General features: G+C 42.4%; 17 protein-coding genes and 2 tRNA genes. 8 read left to right on the top strand and 11 right to left on the bottom strand.

Features of this window, described 5'->3' with window-relative positions; genetic code table 11:
* Nucleotides 1–18: 18 nt before the first annotated feature.
* The 3 genes from CPIN_RS32965 to CPIN_RS32975 all read right to left on the bottom strand — a co-directional run bounded on the left by CPIN_RS32965 (nucleotide 19) and on the right by CPIN_RS32975 (nucleotide 4,959).
* Nucleotides 19–3,246, bottom strand: a complete 3,228-nt coding sequence (locus CPIN_RS32965; protein ID WP_012794227.1) for a SusC/RagA family TonB-linked outer membrane protein — start codon at nucleotides 3,244–3,246, stop codon at nucleotides 19–21.
* A gap of 81 nt (nucleotides 3,247–3,327) precedes the next feature.
* Nucleotides 3,328–4,347 carry a FecR domain-containing protein gene (locus CPIN_RS32970; RefSeq protein WP_012794228.1) on the bottom strand — a complete coding sequence of 340 codons (1,020 nt, stop codon included), beginning with the start codon at nucleotides 4,345–4,347 and terminating at the stop codon, nucleotides 3,328–3,330.
* Between the two features lie 84 nt (nucleotides 4,348–4,431).
* Nucleotides 4,432–4,959, bottom strand: coding sequence for an RNA polymerase sigma factor (locus CPIN_RS32975; protein WP_012794229.1), 528 nt, complete (start codon nucleotides 4,957–4,959; stop codon nucleotides 4,432–4,434).
* A gap of 251 nt (nucleotides 4,960–5,210) precedes the next feature.
* Between CPIN_RS32975 and CPIN_RS32980 the strand changes: the two genes are divergently transcribed.
* Nucleotides 5,211–5,284, top strand: a tRNA-Asp gene (locus CPIN_RS32980).
* Nucleotides 5,285–5,529: 245 nt separating this feature from the next.
* On the opposite strand, the gene CPIN_RS32985 is transcribed toward CPIN_RS32980, so the two are convergent.
* Complete coding sequence (locus CPIN_RS32985; protein WP_012794230.1) at nucleotides 5,530–7,062, bottom strand: PD-(D/E)XK nuclease domain-containing ATP-binding protein; 1,533 nt, start codon at nucleotides 7,060–7,062, stop codon at nucleotides 5,530–5,532.
* Between the two features lie 31 nt (nucleotides 7,063–7,093).
* Between CPIN_RS32985 and CPIN_RS32990 the strand changes: the two genes are divergently transcribed.
* From CPIN_RS32990 to CPIN_RS33000, 3 genes are all read left to right on the top strand, one after another.
* The gene (locus CPIN_RS32990; RefSeq protein ID WP_245552053.1) at nucleotides 7,094–8,266 is read left to right on the top strand and encodes an LLM class flavin-dependent oxidoreductase; all 1,173 of its coding nucleotides are present in this window, start codon (nucleotides 7,094–7,096) and stop codon (nucleotides 8,264–8,266) included.
* A gap of 641 nt (nucleotides 8,267–8,907) precedes the next feature.
* Nucleotides 8,908–10,059 carry an RNA polymerase sigma factor gene (locus tag CPIN_RS32995; RefSeq protein WP_012794232.1) on the top strand — a complete coding sequence of 384 codons (1,152 nt, stop codon included), beginning with the start codon at nucleotides 8,908–8,910 and terminating at the stop codon, nucleotides 10,057–10,059.
* The gene (locus CPIN_RS33000; RefSeq protein WP_012794233.1) at nucleotides 9,998–10,831 is read left to right on the top strand and encodes a zf-HC2 domain-containing protein; all 834 of its coding nucleotides are present in this window, start codon (nucleotides 9,998–10,000) and stop codon (nucleotides 10,829–10,831) included. Before CPIN_RS32995 ends, CPIN_RS33000 begins: the two co-directional genes overlap by 62 nt.
* Nucleotides 10,832–10,892: 61 nt before the next feature.
* Here CPIN_RS33000 and CPIN_RS33005 read toward each other — a convergent pair whose 3' ends face one another.
* The 7 genes from CPIN_RS33005 to CPIN_RS33030 form a co-directional block, all read right to left on the bottom strand.
* Entirely contained in the window at nucleotides 10,893–11,921 is a 1,029-nt protein-coding gene (locus tag CPIN_RS33005; RefSeq protein WP_012794234.1) for a hypothetical protein, read from the bottom strand.
* Nucleotides 11,922–12,065: 144 nt separating this feature from the next.
* Entirely contained in the window at nucleotides 12,066–12,383 is a 318-nt protein-coding gene (locus tag CPIN_RS33010) for a hypothetical protein (protein WP_012794235.1), read from the bottom strand.
* Between the two features lie 98 nt (nucleotides 12,384–12,481).
* Nucleotides 12,482–12,931 (bottom strand): MauE/DoxX family redox-associated membrane protein, encoded by a 450-nt coding sequence (locus tag CPIN_RS33015; protein WP_012794236.1) that lies wholly within the window; start codon nucleotides 12,929–12,931, stop codon nucleotides 12,482–12,484.
* A gap of 173 nt (nucleotides 12,932–13,104) precedes the next feature.
* Nucleotides 13,105–13,701, bottom strand: a complete 597-nt coding sequence (locus CPIN_RS33020; protein ID WP_012794237.1) for a hypothetical protein — start codon at nucleotides 13,699–13,701, stop codon at nucleotides 13,105–13,107.
* A 96-nt stretch (nucleotides 13,702–13,797) separates the two neighbouring features.
* Nucleotides 13,798–14,226, bottom strand: a complete 429-nt coding sequence (locus CPIN_RS33025; protein ID WP_222838167.1) for a cyclase family protein — start codon at nucleotides 14,224–14,226, stop codon at nucleotides 13,798–13,800.
* On the bottom strand, nucleotides 14,210–14,344 hold the full coding sequence (locus tag CPIN_RS39510; RefSeq protein WP_272867908.1) for a hypothetical protein: 135 nt from the start codon (nucleotides 14,342–14,344) through the stop codon (nucleotides 14,210–14,212). Before CPIN_RS39510 ends, CPIN_RS33025 begins: the two co-directional genes overlap by 17 nt.
* Before the next feature lie 50 nt (nucleotides 14,345–14,394).
* Complete coding sequence (locus tag CPIN_RS33030) at nucleotides 14,395–14,682, bottom strand: putative quinol monooxygenase (protein ID WP_012794238.1); 288 nt, start codon at nucleotides 14,680–14,682, stop codon at nucleotides 14,395–14,397.
* 172 nt (nucleotides 14,683–14,854) lie between these two features.
* Between CPIN_RS33030 and CPIN_RS39515 the strand changes: the two genes are divergently transcribed.
* The 4 genes from CPIN_RS39515 to CPIN_RS33045 all read left to right on the top strand — a co-directional run bounded on the left by CPIN_RS39515 (nucleotide 14,855) and on the right by CPIN_RS33045 (nucleotide 16,616).
* The gene (locus tag CPIN_RS39515) at nucleotides 14,855–14,989 is read left to right on the top strand and encodes a hypothetical protein (RefSeq protein WP_272867909.1); all 135 of its coding nucleotides are present in this window, start codon (nucleotides 14,855–14,857) and stop codon (nucleotides 14,987–14,989) included.
* Nucleotides 14,990–15,097: 108 nt separating this feature from the next.
* Complete coding sequence (locus tag CPIN_RS33035; protein ID WP_012794239.1) at nucleotides 15,098–15,328, top strand: hypothetical protein; 231 nt, start codon at nucleotides 15,098–15,100, stop codon at nucleotides 15,326–15,328.
* Nucleotides 15,329–15,437: 109 nt separating this feature from the next.
* A tRNA-Ser gene (locus CPIN_RS33040) sits at nucleotides 15,438–15,522 on the top strand.
* A 245-nt stretch (nucleotides 15,523–15,767) separates the two neighbouring features.
* Nucleotides 15,768–16,616 (top strand): SGNH/GDSL hydrolase family protein, encoded by an 849-nt coding sequence (locus CPIN_RS33045; RefSeq protein ID WP_012794240.1) that lies wholly within the window; start codon nucleotides 15,768–15,770, stop codon nucleotides 16,614–16,616.
* Nucleotides 16,617–16,660 lie beyond the last annotated feature (44 nt).

A 16,660-nucleotide genomic window follows, 5' to 3' on the forward strand; every position in this document is an offset into this window, starting at 1 on the left:
TAAACGATTCGTCTGCAATTAGAAATTAACTTCAAGTCCGAAGGTGTACGTACGTTGTACCGGGTACAGGAACCCGTTACCATTAGCAGTATTCGTATCTACCTTATCGCTGATGGCTTCCGGATCGAAGACTTTAGAGAGGTGTGTGAATTCAAACAGGTTCTGGCCGGAGAAGAAGACTTTTGCAGTGCTGATACCGGCTTTTCTTGTCCAGTTAACCGGTAAAATGTATCCCAGCGATACGTTCTTGACTCTCAGATAAGCGGCATTCTGCAAATAACGTGTCTGTGCCACACCTAACTGACGGGTGTTATTCAAAGCATCATAGGCTCTGAGTCTTGGAAAATAAGCATTCCTGTTTTCAGGTGTCCAGTAATCATTGTTGATGTGATCATATACCGGTTGATTCCAGCGGTTATAAAAGCCCCAGAAATTACCTGCTTCCACACCCGGCCAGAAGTCCATCTTGCCGATACCTTGTAAGAATACATCCAGCGATACACCATTCCAGCTGGCTCCTGCACCAAAGCCAAAGGCATAACGCGGCATACTATTACCGATCTTGTACATATCGCCCGGATCGTTCACGGTGTTTTTGCCATTGTCGATTTTCTTATCTCCATTGAGATCAGCAAACTTCAGATCACCAGCCAGCGGGTGACCATTCAGGCTGTAAGAAGTACTTTGTACACGTTGCTGGTTCACATCATATTTCAGGTATTCATCATCGGACTGAAAAAAGCCGAGCGTTTTATATCCCCAGATCTCGCCAATCTCTTCGCCGATATAATGATTGATCAGTGACTTGTTGGGGTTGTCAAATTTGGTGATGAAAGACCTGCTGTCAGACAAAACAAAAGAGAAGTTATAGGAAAAAGGTTTGTTACCTAACTGAAACTGATCATGCCATTTCGCAGAGAACTCCCATCCTTTGGTAGACAGATCTGCTGCATTTTCCTTTGGTGCGGAAGCCCCGAGTACTGCGGGTAAGGTCTTGCCCTGGGTCAGCATCTTTGTTGTTTTCCGGTTATACCAGTCGAACCCGATATCCATCCGGCTGTTCAGTGTGGAGAAGTCAATCCCGAAGTCGAGTGTGGTCGCTGTTTCCCAGGTAAAATGTAAGGGCAGTAAACCAGGCGCATTGATCCCTAAAGGTTGTGCACCGTCGAGGATATCGGTGATCTTATACACACTCATTGGATTGGTAAAAGCATAAGCAGCTACCTGCTGGTTTCCCAGGGAACCATAAGACGCACGGAGTTTCAGGTTATTGAATACCTTCTTTGCGGGTGCAAAGAAAGGCTCACGCGACACGATCCAGCCTGCAGATACGGAAGGAAAAAAGCCATAACGACTGGAATCCGGGAAACGGGAGGAACCATCATAGCGACCGTTGAACTCCAGTAAATACCGGTCTTTAAAGTCATAGTTCAATCGGTAGAACAAACCACGGATGGCCCATTCTTCTTTGGTATCCCCTACTGTGGCAATACCGCTGGCCAGGTTCAGCGCACCTTTATCCGGTGTGATATTACCATCTCTTCTGGCAGAGAAGGTTTCATATTTATTCATTTCCTGGTTAAAACCCAGTAGTCCTTTCAGGTGATGCTGGCCTAGTCTGCGTTCGTATTCGGCATAGAGGTTCACTACCTGGTCAAAGTTTTCGGTATAAGCAGACTGATAATAATCCGTAGCGGTGAATGGAGACACGGTACCCGGTCTTACTTCATAATACACACTGTTGGTCTGTATGTCGTTACGGTCCTGGGTAGCCAGCACGGTATAATCACCATTTATACGCAATGTGTTATCAAGAAAGTTGGTGGAAAAACCGATGGTGTTTTTTAGTTGCCGGTCCTTTATGTTCGTACGACCACCTTTTTCCAACTGTCCGAACGTAACGGCGCCGGCCTGTGTATAATAGCCATTCGGTGTACGGATCGCTTCGTAGGGGTTGGCAAACAGGGAGAGGTAGCGGTAAATATTGTAACCACCAGATACAAACTTATCAGGCGCATCATAGGCGCCCTGTGCCATTTCCACGTTATCATATATTTTGAGCCAGTCGGCCACCTGGTTATCCAGTTTCAGGCGGAGGTTGTAACGTTTATAGTCGTCCGTCGCCACCTTAAAGGAACCTTGTTGTTTGAGGTATCCGGCCGAGAGGTAATAGTTGGTATTGCCTTTACCACCAGCGACACTGACAAAGTGTTTGGAGAAAGCCTGTTGTTTGTTGTAAAACAGGTCGTACCAGTCTGTGTTAGCGCCACGGATAAAATTGCCGGTAGCATCTACACCCAGTTCAGGCAGAGAAGGATCTGCTTTTCTTTTCTGCAGATATTCGATCACCGCCAGCATACCCGGTGCATCAGAACCAGCATAGCCTTTATATGCATCATTCTGAATAGTGGCAGCTTCCAGCGGATCTTTGATCACCTGTGGCAAGCGGGTGGGTGTACCCCATCCAAAGTTACCGGAGTAACGTACCTGTAACTGGCCGCTTTTGGCTTTACGCGTAGTGACGAGGATCACACCATAAGCAGCACGCGCACCATAGATAGCAGCAGAAGCTGCGTCTTTAAGGACGGTCACGCTGGCTACATCTTCAGGATTGACAAGATTGATATCACCAGGCGTACCGTCTATGAGGATCAGCGGACTACCCGTATTGATAGAAGTAAAACCACGTACGTTAAAGGTAGCTGCTCTACCTGGCTGACCATCACCGAAGGTAATGTTCAGGTTGGGAATAGCGCCCTGGAGCGCCTGACCGATACTGGTTACTGGTCTGTTTTCAAATACTTCCTGTCCTACCTGGGCGATCGCACCGGTGACTTCCGACTTTTTTTGTGTACCATAACCGACTACGACTACCTGTGCAAGCGAGTCGTCTTTCTGACGCATTCTTACAATCAGGTTGATGGTTTCCCCTTTTTTGATGATATAGCCATCCAGCTGTTGCGGTTTATAGCCGACGGAGCTGAAACTGAAGTTATAGCGTTCCCCTGCATTCAGGTTATCAAAATGAAACCATCCCTTTTCATCGGTCATCTGAAAGACGGGCTTACTGCCATTGGTCTGTAAGGCTCTGACGGTAACACCTGGTATCTTTTCTCCCTGCGGATCGAGTACGATACCCGTTATATCTGGCTTCGCCTGTGCATACGACAGAGCGGGCGCCATAAAGGGCAGCAGCCATAGCAGCAGGCGTAAAAATGGAAAATGCTGGTAAAATGTTTTCGTCATAAAGGTCAGTTTTAAGACAATACAATCCCTGGCCACAACTGCGGCCTGTTTTTTAGTTGGTAATAGAATGTGATCGTTTTTTTATTTCTTTAAGAGGAATCCTCCTTCAGCCGTACGCTCTAAAGTCAGATCATTCAATAATGCTATATTTTCCAATATTTCTGCTGGTGTATCGGATGTTGTGAATTCCGCTGTTACCCTGATATGTTGCAGACGTTTTGCGTCACAGGTGATTTTTATATTGAAATGTTGTTCCAGCTGTTGCAGGATCTGCGGTAATGGCTGCTGATGGAATACGAGGCTATTAGAAGCCACTTCTTGTCCGGTGACAGGTTCTCGTCCCAATACAGCCGGTTTATTCACCAGCGGCTCTCTTTTACTGCTGATATCGTACACCAAAGACTCTCCAGGCTGCAGAAATACCTTATTAAAGCTGGCGATGCCTGTCTGCGGATGTACGACCACTTTTCCGCTATATAGTTTTACAGTCACCTTAGTACCCTTTTCATTGACCCCAAAGACAGTACCCAATGCCGTGACAACAGTATTACCGGCATAAACGGTAAATGGTCTGTCTTTGTCTTTTGCCACATCAAACTTTGCCTTTCCTTTTAACCACAGTTCGCGTTTATCTTTTTCGAAGCCTGTTTTACAGCGTAGTGTACTTCCTGCTCCCAGTTCGACATGCGAACTGTCGTCCATGAGCAGCTGTTTCGGCTGTTTGCCGTTATTCGTATACTCCTTCCAGGTAACAGCAGGCGAACTTTCCATGGCAAGCGATGCTTCTCGTTTATCCTGTTGGATAAATAAGGCGCCTGTCAATACGATGATACCTGTCAGTACAGCTGCCGCTGCGATCCGCTTCCAGATCATCCTGTTACGCGCATACTTATCCACATCCTGCTGTATATTGGCGAATACGCGTTGCAATACGGCCGGATGTAGTTTACCATCAGGACGGAAATGATCCCAGTCTGACTCCATCAGCAGGTCTTCCATTTCCTCCGGATGTTCACGCAAATACGCCATGACGGTACGATGTTCTTCTTCCGTACATACTCCTTTGATAAATCTTGCGTATAGGTCTGGTGATAATGCCATGGCAGCTGCTCATTTGCTAATACTACGTTTAACAGAAGCCGATCCCTTACTGGTAACAATTTGTTCACATTGCCCGGGTAAGGGTTACATGATCGTAAAAAGGAGCAGTACGCGTCTGAGTTGTTTGAGTGCTTTAGAGATATGGACTTCTACTGTCTTTGGGGAGATAGACAGCATATCGGATATTTCTTTATGAGAAAAACCATCAATGCGGCTAAGCATGAAAACTTTCTTACGTACAGGGGGTAGTTTATCTATTTCAAGGTGTAATTGCTGTACGGCTTCTTTATTTGCAGGGGCGGTATAGGTTTCTCCGTTTAGTACTTCTGCAGTATAGGACTGCATAAAAGCTTTATGCTGCCTTTCCTTTCTCATGAGGTCTATGAGGGCAGTTTTTGCAATACGGAAGATCTGTGCCGATAAAGTATAGTCAGCAGACAAACCTTTTCTATATCGCCAAAGCTTGACGAAGGTCGTCTGTAATAACTCTTCGGACCAAAGTTGAGACCCCGTATGTTTCAGGAAGTAGAAGTACAGTTTTTCATTATAAGCATTATATACCTGCTCAAAGATCAATGTATCCCCTTCCTTTAATGCAAGTATATCTTCCACGAACTGGCATTTTCGGCAGAGGCAAAGTTTGCAAATTCTACAGAAAAGTGCTTATTAATAAATGATTAAGGATTGGTGGAAATGTGTGTTTACAAAACTCCATAACATGTGGGAAGGCTTTGCGAAAAAATAAAATACCGCCCAAACCCTTGCCGGTAGCTGATCTAAAAATATTTCTACTTTTTATTTGTTGAATTAAAATATTTATCCAATATTTGCACCCCGATCGAACGAAAGGGAAACGGAGAAAAGGATCAGTAGTTCAGTTGGTTAGAATGCCGCCCTGTCACGGCGGAGGTCGCGGGTTCGAGTCCCGTCTGGTCCGCAGAAACCGGTTTTTTGAAAGTAATTTCAGAAAACCGGTTTTCTTTTTTTTGCTCAATCCCAATTAATCTTGCTTTCAACATTATCAATAAAGTTCTTCTTATCGCTTAATCCCAAAAATGCGAGAAACAGAACAAGCAGCGAACAGTTGCACCTATTCGCTTAATGATTTGATTCAAGAGAAAATTAAACTGTAAGCATTAAGAGAAGAAACTGGTATCATATCATCTGTGTTATAATTAGCTTTTATTCCATTTCTTTTACCAGTAATTCTTCAACAGATCGTTTCTCAGAAGAAAAACTAATACCTATTGCAATTTTTTTTCTCTTATCTAACTGATATGAACGTAAATATCCTTTCTCAAAAATCTGATTCAGAGCACTTTGTGCTGTTCCATTCAGTTTCAATTCTATCGCAAAAATATTTTGTTCCGTAAATACCAAAATATCGCATCTACCAGTTGCACTGTGTACTTCGCTACGTACATCAAGACCTAAGCGCTTAAAGGATAGATGTACTATGATATGAAAGATTGATTCGCTTTCTGCTTTCCAATGATCATAAGGAATAGTTGACAAAAGTACATCCAATGCTTTCATTATTTGAGGAATATTATTATTCTTCAATGCCTCACCCAAATCATTTGTAACAGCCAAAGAATCATTACCGGGAAAAACATTTCTGTAAGCGCTTAGTAATGCATCTGTCAAACTCTCTTCCACTTCCGAATTCGGATATCCCAACTCATACAATCTATTATTCGCGTTGTATCCCTTTATAGTCAGATAGCCTGTTTGGAACAATACCGGCACAACAGCAATATGTTCGACATTAAAGTTGCTTAAAGCATTTTCTCCGATATATACATTTTCCAGATCAAACTCTTTATTGCGCTTCATCAGATTCACCAACCAGGTGGGTGTACCCGTTTGAAACCAATAATTCCTAAAATCACGGCCATCCATATATTTCAATACAGAAAACGGGTTATACACCCGTTCAGCATCTTCATGCCAGGCATAACCATTGTACCATAACTTCAATTTAGTTAATAAATCAGACTGATGCTGCTGTATTTCAGCTATCTCATCCTTAAAATTCGTCTGAAGTTCCTCCTGCGTAATACCGGCAATAGTGGCATAATTACGGTGGATTGTAATGTCATTCAGGTTATTTAAATCAGAAAAAATACTAACCTTAGGAAACCTGCTCACACCGGTAATCAACAACAAACGGATATATTCATCAGCATCCTTGAGTACAGAATAAAAACTTTTAATTACAGAGCGGTTCTCCTCAACCTTCTCTAAATCTTCCAGGTAGTCTGTAATGGGCTTATCATACTCATCGATCAGGATCACGACTCTGTCATTCTTAGCAACTTTTCTGATCAACTCTCTGAACTTCAATGCAAGGCTATCTTCAACTAATTGGACATCAAATGCTTTCGCCAAAAAATCAAGCTCCCGGCTAAGGGCTTCAATCAGTCCCAATTCTTTGTAGGCAATATGACTGAATCGAAGGTGTATCACCGGATGCTTCTGTTCCCAATTCCATTGATCATGGATCCAAAGACCTTCAAATAGTTCTTTATTACCACTGAAAATCTCCTTAATCGTAGACAGTAAGAGGGATTTGCCAAAACGCCTTGGACGACTCAGGAAATAGTAATTACCGGAGTCGATTAGTTTATAGATTGATTGAGTTTTATCGACATATAGAAAACCCTCCTTTCTTATTTTCCTAAAATCCTGTAAGCCAATTGGATACTTCCTCATGTAAACAAAGATAAATAAATTTTTATGCCCTATGCCTGGCAGCTACCGCTTCACATCCTCTTGCAAGAAATTGGGAACCACTTGGGCTTGTTTTATTAAAAGACCTGCATTTTCTTCAGGAGGCTTGATCAATAATATAGCATTATCTTTGAAAAGGATATTCGCCATTGAAGAGAGACATATGAAGAAAATAGGATTTTTATCGTTTGGACATTGGTCTAATCACCCAGCCTATAAAACGCGTACGGCGAGTGATACACTACTTCAATCTATTGATCTAGCTGTTGCTGCCGAGGCCATCGGCTTAGACGGTGCTTACTTTCGCGTACATCATTTTGCGGCTCAGTTAGCCTCTCCGTTCCCTTTGCTTGCTGCTATCGGCGCTAAAACAAAGAGCATAGAGATCGGAACAGGTGTTATTGACATGCGTTATGAAAACCCGTTGTATATGGTGGAGGACGCCGGAGCTGCCGACTTAATTTCGGGCGGCCGATTACAGCTGGGAATCAGCAGAGGGTCGCCTGAACAGGTAATTGACGGATGGCGTTATTTTGGGTATGAACCAGCTGAAGGGGAAACTGACGCAGACATGGGACGCAGGAAAGCGTTGGCGTTTCTGGATAAACTCAACGGAGTTGGATTTGCAGCCCCCAATCCATACCCAATGTTTCCTAATCCGCCAGGATTATTACGATTGGAACCTTACTCTGAACAATTGAAGGATCGTATCTGGTGGGGAGCAGGATCCAATGCTACTGCTATATGGGCAGCTGAAAACGGAATGAACCTTCAAAGTTCCACCTTGAAATTCGATGAAAGTGGCAAACCATTCCATGTACAACAAGCAGAGCAGATCAGGTTGTACAAAGAAGCGTGGAAAAACGCAGGACATCAGCGACAACCAAGGGTTTCAGTGAGTCGGTCTATTTTTGCATTGATTAATGATCAGGATAGATATTTCTTCGGACAGGAAACGAATAGAGTTGACAAAGTTGGTTTTATTGAAAGTGACAAACGCGCTATTTTCGGAAGAAGCTATGCCGGAGAACCGGATCAGCTTATCAGGGAGCTGGCCCAGGACGAAGCTATTCAGGAAGCTGATACACTTCTCTTAACCATTCCAAACACCCTGGGAGTTGATTACAACATACATGTTCTGTCATCCATCCTGGAGCATGTCGCTCCCGGATTAGGTTGGCGTTAAAAATCGCTGTAAATAAAAGAACTGCGCAAAGGCGGTTCTTTTATTTACAGCGATTTTAAGTTTTCCAAAAATATAGTCACTGGCAACTGCTATGGTGTCTACTATAAGTATTATTACCATAAATACTGTTATAACCTGAGTGCTAGACCTGAGTAGCATCGCGGTAATATCAAGTGGCCTATCTATTTATAAATTGAGTACAAGTATTCCCGAAGCTCAACAATTCCTCCTCAAATTGTAACTACGCTTTTCCACAATATGTGATAGCCTTTCTGCCCCATATCACTGAGTATAAAAACAGACAATCTACTGATGTTATCCATTTTAGACCTTATACATCTATTCTATATGTGTGTGGTGTGATTTCCACCATCAATCCTTTTTGAATATGATTATCAAATAGTTACAACTCGCATTTCCATATCTCACTTATTCCCATCCCCAATCTGCCTGTAACACTTCCACACCTACTAAAACCAACAATTCAATTACATGAATTAGTAATCAATCTATTACGAAATTAAGTATGGTATAAACCATTTATGTGGCACCACAGTCATCAGCTACGGCATACTTATTGGCTAAAACATCAATGCGTTTATTTTGTATATATTTTTTTACGCAAATATTTGGTAATACCTATGCTACAGCAACTTACAAATTTGCCGGACAATGAACTGATGGCCAGAGCAAGAAAACTGAAAGATGAAGAAGCAGCAGGAATATTGCTCGAAAGATATAGTCATTTACTGGCAGCAGTCTCTTTACCTTCTTTGAATAGTTACGGTAATACACCGGACGATTTCTTCCCCTCGCTTTTGCGACGACTGTTTTACAGTCTGCAAACGCAGACCATTCCCAAGCTGGGCGAATGGATGCAGTTCTTTATAAAGTCACAGGGAAACAGGACAACTAAAAACACCTTCTTTTTCCCGTCTTCCGCATCGAGTGATATCACGCGGCTGGAGTATAAAGTGGAAAAAGCGAACACGAACCTCTTGCAGAAACAGCAGCTTACATCCACTATGGATGCTGCGTTTGATCAGCTGGATGAAGCCGACAGGGATCTGTTACATGAATTCTACTTTGAGCAGAAAACATTTGCAGAAATAGCGGCTGAACAGGGCTACACCATCGAAGAGGTCAGAACAATGGTCAAAAGTGCCAAACAGGAACTGGCTTCTCTCTCTCTGGCAAACCTGGAAACAGCCAAAGCAAGAGATGGAAAACCTGTAGCGGATACCGTACCTGAGCAAACTGTGACGCCAGTGTACGCAAGATCTGCCAAACGGGAAAAAGATAGCAATCAGGCAGGGGCTACATTAGAAATACAGGAACAGGTTACCAGCCCGGGGCGTGCAAGATCTGCGAAGCGGAAAAAAGACACCGTACAGGAAGGGGCAGTATTAGAAATAGAGGAAGGTGTTGTTAGTCCCGCCCCTGCAAAAGCTACAAGGCGAAAAAAAGAAACGATACAGGAACATGCAACACTGGAAATACAGGAACACACCGTTGTTGTGAGACCTGCAAGATCAACCAAACGAAAAAAAGAAATTAGTCAGGAAGAGGCAATACTGGAAATACAGGGGCAACACACAAATGTAGCATATACAGCACCTGCACAACAGGAAACGATGATGCAAGGGTACGAAAAACTGGGAAAACGGACACACCATAGGAATTTGGGATATATAAAAATTGAAAAACAAGAACAAGTTATAACTCCGGGATATGCAAAATTTGGACAACAAGGACAAGATATTAAAGATCTTCAGCAGGGTTCATTGTTTTAATAAAGATCAGCTGCCACGTTATGTAGATGGCCGTTTAACACATGTTGAAAAACACCTGCTGGAACAGCACCTCGTCAATTGTGAACTTTGTAGTGATGCCGTCGAGATTCTCCAAAAGCCGAAATTCAATACGCAATATCAAGCGATGGGTCAGAGAGTACAACAATATATTCGTAATAGTACCGACATCGCGCCCCAGCTGCATGAAACAGAGCGTTACCAAAAGAAAATAGAAATTACAGAAAGCTTTTTAACTTATTTCTGGGGAGCAGTAGCAGGCATACTGGTACTTGGTCTTTTCTACATTATCCAGAAACAGGTAAAAAAAGAAAACAAGCAACACTCTTTTGCCACTATAGAAAACATTCATACCCCTGCGGCCAGTACTGAACCTCAGGCAGCAATTGGTAAGGCACACGTAGTATCTGCGGCTACGCTTTCTACCAACACTGCCCGTCAACTGCCAAAAGATACTGGCAAGGCTGCGGCAGTATCGGTCGTAATAGCAGATGAAAATGCAGATTCGGATAAGGTCCTTTATAAAACGGCAATGAGTTACTATCATGAGGGTAGTCTTGATGAAGCAATGTCCCGTTTTACACAGTTAACCGCCGATTCAGGCAGTCGTTACAGGGAACTAGCACATTATCAACTGGCGATGTGTTACAAATTCAAGCACCAAAAAGTCAAAGCGCGTCATATGTTCAGAGAATTAGTGGAAATGAATGGCCGGATGAAGAAAAGAGCGCAATTAGCATTAAACAAGCTTTAACTATTGTTCGTGATACAGCAAACAGAGAAGCTGTCTGACATAGCAAAGCAGCTTCTTTTGTTTATTTATTGAGTATATACAATGCCAATTCGTCTCTGGACAACACATACAGTCGTTCGCCTCTGATATAATAAGACAAGACTTTTCTTTTATCCTCAGGGATATAAAAGCTACCGGCATACGCACCTGTAGAAAGGAGATATGTATCTAATACAGGGTATAGTCTGAATACACTTTCGTCTTCATTGTCTGCGCGAAGGTCTGATTCAATAAACAGCAGCTGCTCATTTGCAAAAGCGCGTTTATTCACCTTTGCGCGTGGTGAGGAGGCATATAGTTTTTGCATTTCTCCAGTTCCCCGTTGGGTCACCTGGATGTTGCTATTGAAGACAGTATCAATGGTGGTTTGTTTATATTTCAATTTCATATCACTATCCATACAGTAAATGCCATTCTCAAAGTAAGGTATATAAAACAGTTGCGTTTTCTTTGCATCAGCACATAAAATACCATCGCTGGAGAAACCCGCATCTGCCCTTTCAGATAATACGCCGGACTTATATCGTACACCACTGCGGGTGTTGATACGGATAAAGAAGGGGCGCGAACTACCCGCTTCAAATCCTCTTATCACGATAAGAGAATCGGATAACATCAGGGACTTTATAAAAGGCGCGGAGGATAATTTTATGGAATCTATTCCTGGCTGATGTAAGCCTTTGGAAAACATCATACCACTATTATACTCATGAGCATAGATATGGTCGCCATGAGCGAAAAAATTTATTGGAGGTCTCAACTGCCTATCAATGCCGAGAGCTATCGTATCGGTGATATGCAGGTTTTCATCAAGACGATAAACCTGCTGATGCGAAGGTGCTGATAAATAAAGCGCATCGTCTGTACCAAATAATCTTTCAACTGCCAATGGGAATGTGGATGAAGATTGTTTATGTACATTCATTGCCAGCCATTGCCGCTTAAAACCATTCTTTTTATCATTAGGCAAACCTGCTACTGTTACCAGTATAACCAGACAGGCCAATGCAGCCAGCATGGTACTGCTGATAAGAAATAAAGTTCGTTTCATAGTTTATAAAAAAATAGCTGAACGGAGACTACCCGCCAGTAGTCTCCGTTGATGAATAGGTGACCAGGCAGTTCATCGCTACCCGGCATCGTTGCGTCGCATTTCCTTCAGCGGCATTGCTACTGTGAGCAGCACCAGCTATGATCAGAGATCAGTCAGAAATACTTCCCAAACGTATGTATTACCAGCTGACTGGAAAGTAGTAGCACAGCAGAAGTAGCCATCACCACTGCAATTGGCAGCAGTATTAGGATCGGCTGCATTTTTTACGGTGTTTCCGAATGACAAAATGAGGTTACCACCATAGGTAGCTGTACGATCTGCCGGTAATCCGGGGATAGTGACAGTCCTGTAGCAAACACCCTGTGTCTTTTTAATAATAGTTCCTGCGTTGGTAGAGAGGGTTAATCCAACGGCAGCAAAAGCTACCAGTGCAGCAAGGCTGATCTTCATCTTTTTCATGACGTATGGTTTATTTTGTTAGGAAATTAATACAGTCAGATAGACTGCCTCTGCTTATTCAGGAGCAAAGGTTCCTGTTTTATTGATCAATAAAAATGTTAAGACAATGATATACTTCGTTGCTGTAAAATATCGACACTGCTTTGCAATATTAACGCGATTGCAGTCAGCAGGGTCAGCATCAGATTCACTAACAGGTGTTGTTCCCATGTCAGGAGCTCTATAATGCCTCCGCAACTACAGGGCAGATCATAGGCATACCGCAACATGATATACACATATCCTGTGAACAATGTCAGGGCAAATAAAGAGACATACAAACCAGCTACCCGCGTCCGTTTAAAAATCAGCAAGGCAGCTGTGAGGAGTTCGCCTACAGGTACTAATACAGCTACCAGCGGAGAAATGTGTTGTAAAAAAGGAGAACGGCCTGCTTCAAAACTAAATTTATCATACTGAATTACCTTATTGAGGCCGGTGTAAATCCAAAGTAAAAGCAATACAGCTGTAATTGCTTCAATAGCTAAATTGAAAGCTCTGGTTTTCATAAATAAAGATGTAATGAAGAATGAAAAACAGCTGGCGGGTCTAGTAATTCATTGGATTTGTAATGGAAACTATATTGGGCTGACAGGTCAACTGCACATGGTTATCTACTAGATAAAAATAGTAAAAGCTGCTGAGAATTACAACAGTTTTTCTCATTAAATGTACATTTCGATCAGGAATGTTTTTCACTTTGTTTATCGGACCTTTTTTCAAACTGACCATCAGGCAAAATGGTCCAGTATTCTTTGACAGTAGCGGAAGGGCCATCGCTATTCACACCTTTATCATATGTTTCAGTTGTAATAACAAACTCCTGCTTACCTGTAAATACAAAAGATACATGGTCCTGTGACTGGTCATCCATATCGCAGGATACTTCTATTTCTTTCTCACTTATTTTATCAAAAGAATAGCGATTGATGACATATAACTCCGATTTTGCACAGTTATTATCATTCTGGTGCACGACAGCGATCATGAGGCTATCTCCCAACAAATCAATACTCGTTAAAGAAGAGCTTACATTGAACAACTCATAGTAGGTGGTATCCGCGTGAAAATATAATATCATCTGTTTTTGTGTCAATGCTGTTCCGGCACTGATACCATCCAAAAGGATCTGTGGTTCTTCTTTGGGAACTGTTTCAATCGGTGTTACAGCGACTGGCGCTACGGTGGAATCTTTGGAAGGGACGGCGCTATTAGACTTATTCTCCTGCGATGCACAGGAAAATAAAAGTAGCAGGGCGGAAAAGATGATATATTTCATAAGTCACAAGGGTTTGGAAATCTCCTGCTAAATTGATAAAAAATCGGGGATTTACAATATCAAGCACCGCTTTTTATCAATACACACGCAACATACTTAATGGATCGCTACAGGATTGATATTGACCTGTGTAGATCCTACATATAACGGTTGTCCGAGTACGAACAGGAACTCCCATACTTTATCTCTTACCAGCGCGCGGCTGTCTATCAATTCCAGATTATAGATCCCACGTTTTGCAAGCATAAACTGATTGACAGGAAACTCTTCATTACTCTTCGGATTAGGATATACTTCGGACGCCCAGGTATCCCCTCCAAAAGCAACTACTTCCTCATCTGCCAGCCATCTGGCAGCTTCCATACCAATCCCTGGCTCTACTTCCAGGAACTGTTTATTATCCTTTCCGATCAGTTCCAGCCAGCCGGTATTAAACAATACCACATCCCCTTTGCGGATGCTTATCCCCTGTTTCTTCAATACAGCCTGGATATCAGCCACCGTAAACTCAGTACCGCCAGGCACGATTGCCTTTCCATAAATACCAGGCTGTATCCCCTACTGTACTTTGCGCATATAAGGATGCACCCGTCAATAATATACCGGCTAATCCGGCTATGTTTATAAAGTCTTTTGCTTTCATGATTAATCATTTGAAGTTATCTATTGCAGTTATTCAGATAATAGCATTTACTACACCAGTGTCGTCAATAAGACAAGTGGTGGTTCCTGTAACTTTTCAGCCGCCATTTCAACAAATGCTTTGATATAGGGCTGTCGATTATGTGCGTCCAGTCCTTCTTTACTTTTCCATATCTCATAAAAAGTAAAAAGGTTCTTGTCTTCTATCCCCTGATGCAGACTGTATAGTTCGCAGGCTTCCTCTTTACGGGTGTGCGCTACCATGTTCTGCAGTACTGCGCTTACTTCGTCTTTGTATATATCTTTTGCTTTGATAACAGCGGTTAAATAAATTTTCATGATACCAGTGCTTTTTTACTACTGATTAATTAACAGAAACAAAATTAGACAGCCCATGACTATCAGTAAAATAAGACAATTAATATCGGAGTATTATAATACTGATACATCCCACCCTCCCTTTTCATTATATTTGACAGCAATACCCCCTTTCTTCTGACAATTTCACTACATGCAACCGAAAAAAGCGACAGCCTGGAAAAGGAATAGAAAGTTTGGCGCCATCATGGGCGGACGTATGCGCAAGAAACTTGACCATGGCATCTATAATTGGCCACTCTTCTGGCTGAACACACGCAACCGTTGACGCATATCTGGCTTACAAAGGTCAAGAAGTCATCATACCTGTCCAGGCGAGATTCTATAGGGCCATTTTATCCATAACAGCAAGGTATGTCTCATTAAACTCACCGCTATGTCAAAAGATAAGCGCCTGTACTTCAGAAGCAATAGACCCGATTCTAAAGCCCTCTCTTTTTACGCAGAACAAAGTACAGTCCTGCTTAAGGACAGAAATGGATACTACCTGGAATTTGCTGATGTGACGATAAAAAAGATCTACCGGAAGGTGTTGTTGCACGAAATCGGGCATTGTGTAGCACCTATACATAAAGGTGGATGGAGCCCTGCATACGAAGAAAACTGAAGACTTTGCTGATGATTATATAAGCACCTGGGAAAAGAATCAATAAAAAGATTTACACATTTTAGAAAAATATTTGGTGATTCGAGTTCACTACTATTATTTTGCAACCGGAGAAATGGCAGAGCGGTCGAATGCGGCGGTCTTGAAAACCGTTGACTGTCAAAGGTCCGGGGGTTCGAATCCCTCTTTCTCCGCAGAAATTAAAGCCTTCAGATTAATCTGAAGGCTTTTTTTATTGCAGATAATTGATGCGCGGTCTTAGCTTAAATGATTAAAGAATGCTAACTTATCGGCTTACAATGGCACAGGGTACGATTAAGAAACACTAATGACAGTTTAAAAACCAAAACCTCAGGGAACCGCGTTAGCTCCTGCAGATTGACAGTAATCCACCAACGTTTCACCAGCGCTCAAATATTTTCAAGTTTAAAAAATCCACATGAAAAAGTATCTACCAATATTACTTGCCATATTTCTACTGTCTTCATTCAGGGAGAAAGAATTAACCTGGGTAGCTATCGGCGATTCCATCACCTATCTGAATGATCATCTGGATGAAACGGGTAACAGGGTGTCTAAAGGATATTTAACCCGCCTGAATGAGATATTGCCCAATCTTAAATATATCAATCAGGGACATAACGGATGGACATCAGGTGGAATCGCAGGTAACATTGATAGTCTTGGTCTGATCAAAGCAGATGTATATTCTGTTTTTCTTGGCACCAACGACTGGTGGCAGGGCAGACCGGTAGGAAAGTTGGATGACTATCAGCATGACAATGGGAATACAACAGTTTATGGCTCCTTCCGGATCATTATCAGTAAGATCCGCCAACTGAATCCCGAGGCCAAGATTGTATTGATCACACCTATGCAGCGTAACGATTTTGTGTATATCGCAGATGCTAAAAATAATGCTTTCGGTTCCTACCAGAAGAAAAATGGGCAAACACTGGAAGAATTTGCAAATGCGGTTTTAACTATCGGACGCTATGAACAGATTCCGGTCGTCGACCTATATCATCATCCGCTGCTTACACTGAGAAACATGGTAAAGTTCAAACATCTGAAGAATCCCAAAAACGGTAAATATGTCAATTATAAATACCCGGCATTTGTAAACATACCCTTCAATCCTGAAAATAATGAATATCCCTATCCACCAGCAGCGGTAAACCTTACTTACGACGGATTACATCCATCAGATAAAGGAAATGCTATCATCGCCTCCGCGCTTGCGGATGTATTCAGGCAACTTGGTTTGTCTCCTCATTATGGTCTTTGAGATAGTTGACTTTAACTTGCTCCTCATTGTAAACAATAGGTCTT

The sequence above is a fragment of the Chitinophaga pinensis DSM 2588 genome (genome assembly GCF_000024005.1).
In the GTDB taxonomy this organism is placed as follows: Bacteria; Bacteroidota; Bacteroidia; order Chitinophagales; family Chitinophagaceae; genus Chitinophaga; species Chitinophaga pinensis.

Bases quoted from the DNA above. Each gene is read 5' to 3' on its own strand.
- CPIN_RS33005 (WP_012794234.1), bottom strand. From the start codon at position 11,921: ATGAAACGAACTTTATTTCTTATCAGCAGTACCATGCTGGCTGCATTG.
- CPIN_RS32995 (WP_012794232.1), top strand. From the start codon at position 8,908: ATGCTACAGCAACTTACAAATTTGCCGGACAATGAACTGATGGCCAGA.
- CPIN_RS33030 (WP_012794238.1), bottom strand. From the start codon at position 14,682: ATGAAAATTTATTTAACCGCTGTTATCAAAGCAAAAGATATATACAAA.
- CPIN_RS33010 (WP_012794235.1), bottom strand. From the start codon at position 12,383: ATGAAAAAGATGAAGATCAGCCTTGCTGCACTGGTAGCTTTTGCTGCC.
- CPIN_RS33045 (WP_012794240.1), top strand. From the start codon at position 15,768: ATGAAAAAGTATCTACCAATATTACTTGCCATATTTCTACTGTCTTCA.
- CPIN_RS32985 (WP_012794230.1), bottom strand. From the start codon at position 7,062: ATGAGGAAGTATCCAATTGGCTTACAGGATTTTAGGAAAATAAGAAAG.
- CPIN_RS32965 (WP_012794227.1), bottom strand. From the start codon at position 3,246: ATGACGAAAACATTTTACCAGCATTTTCCATTTTTACGCCTGCTGCTA.
- CPIN_RS32970 (WP_012794228.1), bottom strand. From the start codon at position 4,347: ATGGCATTATCACCAGACCTATACGCAAGATTTATCAAAGGAGTATGT.
- CPIN_RS39510 (WP_272867908.1), bottom strand. From the start codon at position 14,344: ATGAAAGCAAAAGACTTTATAAACATAGCCGGATTAGCCGGTATATTA.
- CPIN_RS33035 (WP_012794239.1), top strand. From the start codon at position 15,098: ATGTCAAAAGATAAGCGCCTGTACTTCAGAAGCAATAGACCCGATTCT.
- CPIN_RS33015 (WP_012794236.1), bottom strand. From the start codon at position 12,931: ATGAAAACCAGAGCTTTCAATTTAGCTATTGAAGCAATTACAGCTGTA.
- CPIN_RS33000 (WP_012794233.1), top strand. From the start codon at position 9,998: ATGCAAAATTTGGACAACAAGGACAAGATATTAAAGATCTTCAGCAGG.
- CPIN_RS39515 (WP_272867909.1), top strand. From the start codon at position 14,855: ATGCAACCGAAAAAAGCGACAGCCTGGAAAAGGAATAGAAAGTTTGGC.
- CPIN_RS32990 (WP_245552053.1), top strand. From the start codon at position 7,094: ATGCCTGGCAGCTACCGCTTCACATCCTCTTGCAAGAAATTGGGAACC.
- CPIN_RS33020 (WP_012794237.1), bottom strand. From the start codon at position 13,701: ATGAAATATATCATCTTTTCCGCCCTGCTACTTTTATTTTCCTGTGCA.